At 73.1% G+C, this 12,119-nt stretch carries 8 protein-coding genes; 4 read left to right on the forward strand and 4 right to left on the reverse strand.

Annotated features, from left to right (window positions below):
* Positions 1–65: 65 nt before the first annotated feature.
* Positions 66–1,898 (reverse strand): family 20 glycosylhydrolase, encoded by a 1,833-nt coding sequence (locus ACIGNX_RS05900; protein ID WP_396536751.1) that lies wholly within the window; start codon positions 1,896–1,898, stop codon positions 66–68.
* A 131-nt stretch (positions 1,899–2,029) separates the two neighbouring features.
* Positions 2,030–4,240: a germacradienol/geosmin synthase gene (locus ACIGNX_RS05905; RefSeq protein ID WP_396536753.1), complete on the reverse strand. Its 2,211-nt coding sequence runs from the start codon at positions 4,238–4,240 to the stop codon at positions 2,030–2,032.
* Between the two features lie 210 nt (positions 4,241–4,450).
* Here ACIGNX_RS05905 and ACIGNX_RS05910 point away from each other — a divergent pair, with 210 nt between their 5' ends.
* The 4 genes from ACIGNX_RS05910 (at position 4,451) to ACIGNX_RS05925 (ending at position 8,853) form a co-directional block, all read left to right on the forward strand.
* The gene (locus tag ACIGNX_RS05910; RefSeq protein WP_396536754.1) at positions 4,451–4,909 is read left to right on the forward strand and encodes an SRPBCC family protein; all 459 of its coding nucleotides are present in this window, start codon (positions 4,451–4,453) and stop codon (positions 4,907–4,909) included.
* 89 nt (positions 4,910–4,998) lie between these two features.
* Complete coding sequence (locus ACIGNX_RS05915) at positions 4,999–5,817, forward strand: ABC transporter ATP-binding protein (protein ID WP_396536756.1); 819 nt, start codon at positions 4,999–5,001, stop codon at positions 5,815–5,817.
* A gap of 37 nt (positions 5,818–5,854) precedes the next feature.
* Entirely contained in the window at positions 5,855–6,823 is a 969-nt protein-coding gene (locus ACIGNX_RS05920; protein ID WP_396536758.1) for an ABC transporter substrate-binding protein, read from the forward strand.
* Positions 6,823–8,853, forward strand: coding sequence for an iron ABC transporter permease (locus ACIGNX_RS05925; protein WP_396536760.1), 2,031 nt, complete (start codon positions 6,823–6,825; stop codon positions 8,851–8,853). Before ACIGNX_RS05920 ends, ACIGNX_RS05925 begins: the two co-directional genes overlap by 1 nt.
* A gap of 63 nt (positions 8,854–8,916) precedes the next feature.
* On the opposite strand, the gene ACIGNX_RS05930 is transcribed toward ACIGNX_RS05925, so the two are convergent.
* Positions 8,917–10,368 (reverse strand): serine hydrolase, encoded by a 1,452-nt coding sequence (locus ACIGNX_RS05930; RefSeq protein WP_396536762.1) that lies wholly within the window; start codon positions 10,366–10,368, stop codon positions 8,917–8,919.
* A gap of 73 nt (positions 10,369–10,441) precedes the next feature.
* Positions 10,442–12,058, reverse strand: coding sequence for a sulfatase-like hydrolase/transferase (locus tag ACIGNX_RS05935; RefSeq protein WP_396536764.1), 1,617 nt, complete (start codon positions 12,056–12,058; stop codon positions 10,442–10,444).
* Between the last annotated feature and the right edge of the window lie 61 nt (positions 12,059–12,119).

The following is a 12,119-nucleotide window of genomic DNA, read 5'->3' on the forward strand; positions in this document are numbered from 1 at the left end:
CGCGAGAGTCCTACGTTCAGGGCTCGTGTGTCGAACGCTCGGGACCGGTGAGTTCGACGCCCGGGTCAGAGGCGCTGCCAGAGGGCGGGGACGTTCGGCGGTTCCCAGCCCACCTGGGACGTGTGGGCCTGGCGGCACTGGTAGGTGACGCCGTTGTAGGTGACCTGCGTGCCCGGCGTGTACGCGCGGTCGGGAGCCCAGGTGCCGGACGGTTGCGTGGTCGTGGTGGTGGTGGTTGTTGTTGTGGTGGTAGTGGTCGTGGTGCCGCCGTTGTCCCACGGGACCTGCGTCGACCGGTAGAAGTCGATGCCCATCGCGGTCCAGCGCGGTGCCTGCGCGCCCAGGCGGACCCGGAACGCGTCCCACCCGTGCGTCGACCACGGCGACCAGCCCAGCTCGGCGATCGCCGCCAGGCGGGGGAACGCCATGTAGTCGATGTGCGCCGGTGTCACGATCGTCTCGCTCCACAGTGGAGCCTCCACCCCGCGCACGGCCGACTCGGGCACGCCGCTCACGTGCGCGCCGGGGTTCCAGTCGTACGCGTCCCGCACCTCCACGTACCCCGCCCAGCTCAGCCCGAGCGCCGTGCCGGAGTGGTACTTCATGTCGAGGTACGCCTTGTTCGCCGGCGACATCACGACCTTCTGGCCCCGCGCGGCGGCGTTCTGGACCACCGCGTTGGACGTGGTCGTGCCCCAGTACTGGGCCACCGCACCGGTGTCGGTCGTGGTCTTGACGTACTCGTGCCAGCCCATCGCCTTCTTGCCGTACTTGCCGACCAGCGGCAGCACCCGGCTCATGAACGTCTGGTACTCCTGGTCGGTCGTCGCGCTCGCCTCGTCGCCGCCGATGTGGAGGTACGGCCCGGGCGTCAGCGCGGCGATCTCCCGGATCACGTCCTCGACGAAGGTGTAGGTGACGTCCTTGGACACGCACAGCGACGAGTACCCGACCGCGATGTCCGTGCGCAGCGCGGGCGCGACGCCGTTGCAGTTCAGCTCGGCGTACGAGGCCAGCGCCGCGTTGGTGTGGCCGGGCAGGTCGACCTCGGGCACGACGGTGATGTGCCGCTCCGCCGCGTACGCCACGATCTCCTGGTACTGCGCCTTGGTGTAGTACCCGCCGGCCCCGCCGCCGACCTGCGTGCTGCCGCCGTGCGTCGCGAGCCGCGGCCAGCTGTCGATCGCGATCCGCCACCCCTGGTCGTCGGTCAGGTGCAGGTGGAAGTAGTTGACCTTGTAGAGGGCGAGCTGGTCGAGGTACCGCTTCACCGTCGCGACGGGGTGGAAGTGCCGGGCCACGTCCAGCATCGCGCCCCGGTGGGCGAACCGGGGGTAGTCGGTGATCGTCGCACCGGGCACGGTCCACGGTCCCGGCTGCACCGTGCGGCTCTCCACCCGCGCGGGCAGGAGCTGGCGCAACGTCTGCACGCCCGCGAACAGGCCCGCCGGGGTGTTGGCGCGCAGCAGCACGGACGCCGACGTGACGGTGAGCTGGTAGCCCTCGTCGCCGACGGACGCGGGCGCGCCGCCGACGAGCAGCGCGATGCCGTCGGCGGGCGTGCCGGTGGTGTCCACGACCGGGAGGGCGTAGCCGGTCGACGGGCGCAGCACGGCGGCCAGCTGGTCGCCCACGCCGTGCGCGGCGGCCGTGGTGTAGAGCCTGGTGCCGGCCGTGATCGCGTGCGTGACGCCGGCGGCGGGCTGCACCGAGACCGGGGCGGGGACGATGCTCTGGAGGGGTTCGGCGGCCGAGGCCGCGGGCGTGTCGGCGGCGACGTGCCACCAGGCGGTCGCGCCGAGCACCATGACCAGGACGGCGAGCGCTCGGGCCGTCCTCGCTGGGGGTTTCACCGTGGACCTCCTCGGGGCAAGGCGGCTGCCGCCAAGCGTGCTCATGCCCGGGAGGTGCTGTCAATGGGTCTAGACCATTCGGCAATGCGGGAGGACGGCTCCGGGGAGGACGGCTCCGGGGGATGGCTCCGAGGGTGACGGCTCCGGGAGGGCGGCACCGCCCTCCCGGGCCCGCGTCACCGGTGGTGCGCCAGGAGGCGCGTGGAGGCCGTGCCCAGCCCCGTCGGCCCGCGCAGGGACTGCGGCGTGAACGCCACCTCCCGCCCGCCGAAGTGCTTGGCCAGGTCGGCGTCGTGGTAGCGGACGACGGACCGGTGCCAGTTGAGGATGCCCGCCAGCCAGTCCCGCAGCTCGCCGACGTAGGCGTTCAGCGCCTCGCGCGCCTCCCGGTCGAGCCGGAACTCCTCGAACAGCGCCGGCAGCTCCACGGCCACCGAGTGCTGGAACTGCTCCAGCCGCGCGTTGGCCAGATCCGTGGCGACCTGGATCGCCCGGTCGAGGTCCACGTCGAGGAAGTTGCGCACGACGAGCACCACGTTGTGCACCTCGCCCTCGAACTGGATCTCCTTCCGGTACGAGTAGAGGTCGTTGAGGATGATGGCGTAGTCCATCGCCGAGTTCTCGATGTTGCGGATGGTGCGCGTCCGGTAGATCTCGTCGGGCACCAGCCTGCCGTGGCCGAGCCGGGCCAGGCTCATCGTCAGCTCCGAGCCGAACGTGTGGCGGCGCATCTCGACGTAGTCGACGGGGTCGGGCACGCGGTTCTCGTGGTGGTTCTTCAGCTCCCACAGCCAGCTGTCGAGCATCAGCTCCAGCGCGACGCGGAACTGCCTGCGGTTCTCCGGCGGCATCGGCGCGGTGGTGCGCCGCCAGGCGTCGGCGAGGCCGCGCTCCAGCGGGGTCACCGGCGCCGGCGGCGCGCCCTCCAGCGGCATCATCTGCTTGAGCCGGTCGGTGACTGCCTTGGCGAGGGCGAGGTCCGGCGTGCGGCCGAACGCGACCGGGTAGTAGTCGTCGCCGTACGTGCCCCAGGTCAACCACAGGGCGTTGATCTCCAGCTCCTCCGCGGTGGCGTCCGGGTCGATGCCCGCCGAGCACAGCGCGAGGTCGTAGTCGCGCAGCTTGTCCTCCGTCCACACGCGGGGCACGTCGTCGAAGATGCCGATCTCACGGGCCCACGCGATGCTCTTCTCCCGCGCGTCGGCCCAGTGCGGGTTGACCGACACCTCGAACGGCATGCGCAGCGCGGGCTCGGGCAGCGGCGGCACCTCCTCGAACGGCACGTGGCCGTAGCTGCGCAGGCGTTGCGGCGCGGTGGCGATGAGCGAGCGGGCCGCGCTCGTGCCGATGCCGGTCGGGCCGCCGAGCACCGGGTTCGCGGTGACCGCGCCCTCGTTCATGTAGCGGCTGGACCGCGCGTGCCACTCGTGGCCGCCGGACTGCCAGTCCTGCAGGCCCTTGACGTAGGCCAGCACGGCGAGCCGGCCCACCGGGTCGATGCCGTGCTCCTCCAGCAGCAGCGGCACCTCCGTCACGGCGGTGTGCTCGAACTGGTGCAGGCGGGAGGTGAGCAGGTCGTTGACCGCCTCGGCGGCCTCCTGCGTCGGCAGGTCGAGGAACTTCTCCAGCACCAGGACGCCGTTGCTCAGCTCGCCCTCGTCCAGCACCTCGCGCTCGTAGGAGAACAGGTCGTTGCGCAGGTGCACGGCGTCGGCGAACGTGTCGCGCAGGACGCCCATCGGGCGGGTGAGGGCGATCGAGGCGGGCACCTCCATGCCGGTGACGTGCTCGACCAGGTTCGCCGACCACGGGGCGCCGCCCACCTTGCGGCGCATCTCGATGTACTCGATCGGGTTGGAGAGCCTGCCCTCGGAGATGTTCAGCAGCTCCCACATGGACTCGTCCAGCAGGTGCTTGGTGTTGTCGGCGAACCGGCGGCGCCAGTCCTCCGAGTGGCTGCCGACCGTGCGCGTCCACAGGTCGGCGAGGCCCTTCTCGACCGGGTTCACCGGCTCGGCCGTGATCGCTCCGTCGACCGGCATGAACAGCGGCAACCGGTCGAGGTACGCCTTCGCGCCCGCCACGTCCGGGTTGCGCTTGTACAACTCCACGAAGTGGTCGTCGAAGTAGAAGACCCACACGTACCAGTCGGTGACGAGGTCGAGGTCCTCCGGCGAGGCGTCGGGGTGGGTGTAGGCGCAGAGCAGGGCGTAGTCGTGCGAGTCGAGGTCGTGCTCGGTCCAGATGACGGTGCCGTGCTGCGGCACGTCGATCATGTCCATCTCGTGGGCCCACGCCTTGGTGTGCGCCCGCGCGCGTTCCAGGCTGGGGTTCAGCCGTGCCGGGTAGGGCATGTAGAAATCCGGCAGCTGGAACGGCTGCGCCATCGGCTCGCACCTCTCGTCGTCGCCTATCGGGTGTACGCAACCAGGGCAGGGGTCCCAGGGCCAAGGGGCGGTGGCACTGATCCACACGTTCGGGCACCGGGTCCCCCCGACCGGCTCAACGGGTGATGCTTTGGGTGGTCGCCGCCGAAGTGCGGCCCCCGACGTCGTGACCGAGCGGTGAAACCGGCACGCAGGCGTCACACTGAGGACGTGCCCCGCTTGGAGCCTTTCGACCTGGACTTCTTCGATTCGGCGCCGCAGCGTCACAGCTACGTGCTGGACCTGCCGGTGTCACCCGAACGCGTGTGGCGGGGCCTCGCCGCCTCCAACCCGCTGTGGTGGTGCCGCCTGCTGTCGTCGGTGGAGTACTCCTCCCCTCGCCCGTTCGGGGTGGGCACGACGCGGACCGCGGCGGTGCTGGGCGTGCTGCGGTTGCGCGAGGTCTTCATCCGGTGGGACGAGGGGCGGCGGCAGTCGTTCGCGGTGGACCGGGCGAACCTGCCGCTGTACCGGCGGTTCGGCGAGGACTACCTGGTGGAGCGGTCGGGCGGGGGCAGCAGGCTGACGTGGACGTTCGCCTACGAGCCGGCGGTGAAGGTGGGCGGGCGGTTGAACACCCTGGTGTTCGACTCCCTGGTGGCCGACACGCGGCGGCACTTCAGCGCCTGAGCCCACTGCCGAACGTTACCGAATAGGCCGAGAAGTGCAGTAGATCACGCCCATATGGGTGATTCGTCTCCTTAGGTTAGGCTGCCCTCATGCCCAAAGGAGACGCACTGCTCACCGGTGAGGAACTGGTGCTCGCGCACCACGACCGGGCGGTCGTGCACGGTGTCTCGCTCGGGCTCCGCGCGGGGCGCGTGACGGCGCTCGTCGGGCCCAACGGGTCCGGCAAGTCGACCGTCCTGCGGTCCCTGGCACGCCTGCACCGGCCGCGCGAGGGGCGGGTGCGGGTCGGCGAGCGGTCGGTGTGGGGGCACTCGCCGCTGTCCGGCAAGGAGTTCGCCCGCAACGTCACGCTGCTCACCCAGCAGCGGCCGACGCCGTCGGGGGTCTCGGTGCGCGACGTCGTCTCCTACGGCCGCTACCCGTACCGCACCGGCTGGCGCGGGGTCGACCCGGAGGGCGGCGCGGCCGTCCGCCGCGCCATGGACCTGACGGGTGTCACCCCGATGGCCGACCGGGGCGTGGACGAGCTGTCCGGCGGCGAGCTGCAACGCGTGTGGCTCGCGTCCTGCCTGGCGCAGGAGACCTCCGTGCTGCTGCTGGACGAGCCCACCAACCACCTCGACCTGCGCTACCAGGTCGAGGTCCTCGACGTGGTGCGCGACCTGGCCGACGACCACGACGTGGCGGTCGGCGTGGTGCTGCACGACCTCGACCACGCGGCCGTCGTGGCCGACGAGGTGGTGCTGCTGAGCGAGGGCCGGGTGGTCGCGGCCGGCCCGGTCCGCGACGTCCTCACCGGCGAGCACCTCACCCGCGCCTACGGCGTCACGGTGCACGTGACCGACGACCCGGTCACCGGCGCGATCCACTGCCGCCCCCTGGGCAGGCACACCCCGCGACCGGCCTGACCCCCCTTCACCCCTTCACCCCTGAGAGGTACCAGCGATGCGCTTGCTCGCCCCTGCCCTCGTGACGACCGCCGTGCTGCTGTCGGCGTGCGGCACGACCGAGACGCCGACGTCCACCGCACCCGCCTCGGCCGCCGGCGGCCCGGTCACCGTCACCGACTCCCGCGGCAAGGAGGTCGCGCTCGACGCGCCGGCCGCGAAGGTCGTCGTGCTGGAGTGGGGCGAAACCGAGATCGTCACCTCGCTGGGTGTCACTCCGGTGGGCGTCGCGGACGTCGCCGGTTACAAGACGTGGAACTCGGTCGTGCCGCTGCCGGCCGACGTGAAGGACGTCGGCAAGCGCAACGAGCCCAGCGTCGACTCGATCGTCGCCCTCGACCCCGACCTCGTGATCGTGGCCGAGGGCCGCGACACCGCGCTGGTGGGCCGGCTCGAGCAGTACGTGCCGGTCGTCGTCACGAAGTCCAGCGACGCGGCCGGGAACTTCGACCGGCTGCGCTCGGACGTGAGGATGATCGCCCGGGCGGTCGGCAAGTCCGCCGAGGGCGACAGGCTGCTGTCCGACATGGACACCGCGCTCGCCGAGGGGCGCGAGGCCGTCGAGGCCAAGGGCGCGGGCGGCACGCCGTTCGTCATGGCCGACGGCTGGTCGCAGGGCAGCACGGTCAGCATCCGCCCGTTCGGCAAGGGCTCGCTGGTCTCCGACGCCGCCGAGGCCGTCGGCTTCACGAACGCCTGGACCGGCGACGTCGACCCGCAGTGGGGCTTGGGCGCCACCGACGTCGAGGGCCTGACCGCGCTGACCGACCCGAGGACCATGCTGTTCTACAGCGCCTCAGAGGACGACGTGTTCACCACCGGCCTGGCGCAGAACCCGGTGTGGCAGCGGCTGCCGTTCGTGGCGAACGGGAAGGTAGTGAAGCTGGAGCCGGGCACGTGGACGTTCGGCGGGCCGAAGTCGGTCGTCCACGTCGCCGAGCAGTTCGTGAAGGCTGCCACCGCCTGATGCGCGCCGCCGCCGTGACGGCGGGGATCGTGGCGCTCATCGCCGTGCTCTCCGCCGTCCACCTCACCCAGGGCACCGCGTCGACCGGGGTGCTCGACGTCCTCGCGGCCCTGGTGGGCGACGGGGACGCGCAGACCCTCGCCGTGCTGGAGGGCTCCCGCGTGCCGCGCCTGCTGGCCGCGCTGCTGCTCGGCGTCGCCCTCGGCGTGGCCGGCGCGGGCATGCAGTCGGTGGCCCGCAACCCGCTGGCCTCGCCGGACACGCTCGCCGTGAACGCGGGCGCGCACCTGGCCGTGGTCGCCATCGCGGCGTTCGGGGTGAGCCTGCCCGTGCTGCCCGCGGGCGCGGCGGCGTTCGTCGGCGGGCTCGCGGCGTCCGCCGTGGTGCTCGGGTTGTCCGGCGGCGGTTCGACCAGCCCGCGGCTGGTGCTCGTCGGCTCGGCGGTGATGCTGACGCTGCAGTCGGCGACCATGTTGCTGCTGCTGATGTTCGAGCAGGAGACGACCGGGCTGTTCGCCTGGGGCTCCGGCTCGCTGACGGTGAGCGACCTCGACGCGACCGCCCGGATGGCGCCGGTCGTGCTGGTCGCGACCGCGGCCCTGGTCCTCATGGGACGGTCGCTCGACATCCTCGCCCTCGGCGACGACAACGCGACCGTGCTCGGGCTGAAGGTGCGGCGCACGCGGGTGGGCGCGGTGCTGCTGACCGTGGCGCTGACGGCGGCGGCCGTGACCGTCGCCGGGCCCATCGGGTTCGTCGGGCTCAGCGCCCCGGTGATCACCCGGCTGCTCGCGCCGCTCGTGCCCGGGCTGGGCCGGCACCGGCTGCTGCTGCCGGTGTCCGGGCTCGTCGGCGTGGTGGTCGTGCTCGGCGCGGACGTGCTGCTGCGGGCGGTCATGGGGTCGGCGGCGGCGGTGCGCGTGCCGACCGGGGTCATGACGACGGTGCTGGGCGCGGTCGTGCTGATCTGGTTGGCGCGGCGCGGTCGGTCGGGCGGCACGCCGAGGCAGTCGCCCGCCGGGCGGGTCGGCGTGGCCACCTCGACGCGCCGGCTCGTGGTGACGTCGGTGGCGCTGGGCGTGCTGCTGGTCGCCGCGCCGACCGCCGGGCTGATGCTCGGCGACCGGGTGGTGCTGCTGGGCGACCTGGCGAACTGGCTCGCCGGCCGCACGGGGACAGCGCTGACGTTCGTGGTCGACCAGCGGCTGCCGCGCGTGCTGGCGGCGCTCGTGGCGGGCGCGGCGCTGGCCGTGGCGGGCTGCGGCATCCAGTCGGTGAGCCGCAACCCGCTGGCCGAACCGGGGTTGCTGGGCATCACGGCGGGCGCGGGGCTGGGCGCGATCACGTTGATCACGGCCGTGCCGCTGGCCGGGGCCTGGCACGTCGCCGGTGCCGCCGGTGCGGGCGCGCTGGCCGCGTTCGCGCTGGTCTACGGGCTGGCGTGGCGGTCGGGCCTGGACTCGGACCGGTTGGTCGTGATCGGCATCGCCACGTGGTCGGCCGGGATGGCGCTGATCACGCTGCTGATCGTGACGTCGGACCCGTGGAACACGGCGAAGGCGTTGACGTGGATGTCCGGCTCCACCTACGGCCGCGCGCTGGACCAGGTCGTGCCGCCGGCGCTGGCGCTGGCCCTGCTCACCCCGCTGCTGTGGGCCCGGCACCGCGAGCTGGACCTGCACAACCTGGACGAGGACACGCCCCGGGTGCTCGGGATGCGGGTCGAGCCGTCACGGCTGGTGATCCTGCTGGCGGCGGGCGTGCTGGCGGCCACGGCCGTGTCGGCGATCGGCGTGGTGGCGTTCGTCGGCCTGGTCGCGCCGCACCTGGCCCGGTCGCTGGTCGGCGGCAGGCACGCGCGCGTGCTGCCGGTCGCGGCGGCGGTCGGGGCGGTGCTCGTGAGCGCCGCGGACACCGCGGGGCGCACGGTGATCGCGCCGGCGCAGGTGCCCGCCGGGCTGGTGATCGCGTTGATCGGCACGCCGTACTTCGTGCTGGTGCTGTGGCGGACGCGCGAGGCGCGCACCTGACGCCGGGCGGGGTGGGGGCGGTCGCGCGGCGGGGTGCCGCCGACGTGACCGCCCACCCGCGACCTAGCCGCGCCGGGCGGTGATGTGCGGGGTCGAGGCCAGCTCCACCATGATCCGGTCCACGGCCGCGCCCAGCTTGGCGTACTTCTCGGTGTACAGCACCGGGAAGACGCCGGGGCGGTCGGCGGGCCGGTAGGTGTCGACGTAGTCCGTGCCCAGGTTGCCGAACGCCACCACGACGTAGCTGCGCCGAGCCGCGCCGGGCAGCGAGTTGACGATGCCCGCGTCGCTGCCGGTCGTGTCGACCCAGCCCGTCTTGTGCGCGAACGTCACCTCGGCCACCGCGTCGCACGGCCGCACGTCGCTGTCGTACACGGCGGAGCCGACGGTGACCGTGCCGTCGGGCTGGATCCAGCGCGACGGCGTCTGCTGCCGGATGCCCTGCACCGGGTAGTCGCGCCCGCAGTGGTTGGTGGTCGACAGCATCTCGTTGTGGCCCTGCCTGGCCAGCGACTTGACGAACTGCACGCGGGACGCCGTGCTGAGCACGTCACGCGTCACCGGTCGGCCCGCGTCGGTCGTCCACAGCGTGCCCGAACCGCCGTTGACCAGCAGGAGCAGCTTCGCGGTGTCGATGCCGCTCATGTTCGACCCGATCCACCGGCCGCCGTTCTCCGGGTTGGTGCCGGTGACCATCAGCGTCGGCAGGCCCAGCTCCGCGAAGGTGCGGTTGACCTCGTCCCACGCGCCGAGGTCGTGGATCATCTTGATCAACGCGCAGGTGGACTCGTTCTGCGACTTGGTGATCATATCGTCGAAGTGCGCGCGGATCACCCGGCTGGACGGCCCGCCGCACGCCGGGCTCTGCGTCACGGGCCGGTAGTCGTACACCGCGTCGAGGTCCACCCGGCCCTGGTCGGCGAGCCGCAGCACGCCGAAGCCCACCATCAGCTTGAGCACCGACGCCGGGTACGGCGAGGAGAAGTCGAGGGGCGCGCCCTCCCGGCCCGCGAGCACGTCCCGCGTGCCGCGACCGCCGTTGAGGTCCCACTCGTCGTCGTCCCACCACCGGTAGCGCACCTGCTCGGTGGACAGCTCGTGCAGGTCCAGCGGCACCACGACCCCGTCGGGGTACTGCGGGCTGAGCAGCACGTCGGCCATCGCGCTCGGCCGGCCGAAGCGGTCCAGCTCGATCACGGCGAGGTCCAGGTTCGGCGTCTGGTGCAGCGGCCGGGCCTCGGCCGGGGCGAGGCGGGTGGCGACCTCCCCCGCGGGCACCGCGTCGTACTTCTCCGGCGCCCCGGCGCGCGACGCGGCCACCAGCTCCGGCGGCGTCAGGTCGAGCACGTCGCGGAAGTCCTGCGCGACGACGGCCTGCCGCAGCGACTCGGCGAGCCGGGCGCTCACGTCCTCGCCGACCGCTTGCGCGGTCGACACCGTTGTCATCGCGCCGGCCAGCGCCGCTGTCGCCGTGAGCGCGGTGGCTGTGAGCAGCCTGCGTCGGATGGACGCCATGGTTCCCCCCGGAAGTGGTCCGTCTGCGTCGCCGACGGTAGTCCACCCGACGCCCTCCGTGGGGTGGAACCGATCACCGGAACGTGGCGAGGAACTGGTCGCGGAAGCCGTCCATGGGGCGCACGGGTGCTCGCGGGTCCGGGCGCAGCCCGTCGGTCCAGCCCCAGGACGAGGTCCGGTCCAGCACCGCCCGGTCGCGCGCGACGATGCTGATCGGCACGTCGCGGCCCGCGTCCGGACCGGTGACGAACGGCGCCGGCTGGTGGTCGCCGAGGAACACCAGCACTAGGTCGTCGTCGCCGTAGGTCTCCACGTAGGACACGAGGGAGCCCACCGAGTACTCGACGGTCTTGGCGTAGTCGGCGCGCACCAGCGCCGGGTCGCGGCCGAACACGGCCTCCGCCGGCGCCTCGCCCGAGGCCATCGACGCGAACACCGAACCGTCGCCGAGGTGGTCCCAGCCGACCGCCGTCGGCGCGGGCGACCACGGCGCGTGGCTCGACAGCAGGGCGATCGCCGCCATCACCGGCGCGTGCTCCCCGGTGCGCTCGAACCGCTGGAACCTGGCCAGGGTGAACTCGTCGGGGGTGGTCGCGTAGCCGAAGCGCGGGCCGCGGTAGTCGAGGTCGTCGAAGGCGTAGATCCGGTCGTAGTCGAAGAACCCGCCCTCCGGCCACGCCCTCGTGATGCCGGGGAGCACGCCCACCGAGCGCCACCCCGCGCGGCGGAACGCGCCGCCCAGCGGCAACCGGTCGCTCGCCACCAGCGTGCGGTAGCGCTGCTGGTTGTCGACCCACAGCCCGGACAGCAGGGTGGCCTGGGCGAGCCAGCTCCCGCCGCCCGCCGTCGGCGAGGTGAGGAACGCGCTGCGCGCGTGGTACCCGGCGGCGGCCAGTCGCGCGGTGCCCGCGTCGAGCGCCGGGCCGACGCGCGGCGCGATGTCCGGGTGCGCCACCGCCGCGCGCCCGTAGCTCTCCACGAACACCAGCAGCACGTCCTTGCCGCGCAACCCGGTCAGCAGGTCCGCGCCCGCCGCGCCGGCGAACGGGTCGACCGCCGACCGCGCCGCGAACTCCTCCCGGTCGCGCAGCCCGGCCCGCACCCGGTGAACCTGGTCGTAGGCGAACGCCGCCGTGCTGCGGGAGGTGATCGGCCCGATCGACGTGGCGTGGACGCCGGCCAGGGTCAGCCACCCGACCGCGAGCACGGCGAGCACCCGCGCCACGACGCGGCGATGGCGTCCGACGACCTCGCCCAGCCGTGCCGCGGACCGCGCCATGAGGACCACCACCGCGACCGCGAGCAGCACGGCCGCCACCACGACCGCCACCGCCGCGAACCGACCCGCCGTCACGTCCACGTAGTCGACCGCGGGTGCGAGCAGCGGCCAGTCCAGCACCGGGTCGAACGGCCGGTAGAGCACCGCGTCGAACCCGAGGTCCAGCGCCTTCAGCACCAGCAGCAGGCCCAGCAGCGCGCCACCGACGGGCACGACCACGCGACGCGCGCGTTCGGGCAGCACCAGCACCAGCGCCGCGGCCGGCAGCGCCTCCACCGGCAGGCGCAGGAACGCGGCGGGCGTCAACGAGGCGACGTCGTCGGGCAGCAGCAGCGCGGCCAGCACCAGCAGCGCGGCCAGGGCGGTGACGACCACCCGCCGGCCGCGGCGGTCCACCCGGGTCTCGGTCATGCGGTCCCCTCCGGTCGTCCCACCGGGGTAGAACGCACGCGCACCCCGCGCGGTTCAGCCG

The organism is Actinosynnema sp. NPDC053489, from assembly GCF_044544865.1.
In the GTDB taxonomy this organism is placed as follows: Bacteria; Actinomycetota; Actinomycetes; order Mycobacteriales; family Pseudonocardiaceae; genus Actinosynnema.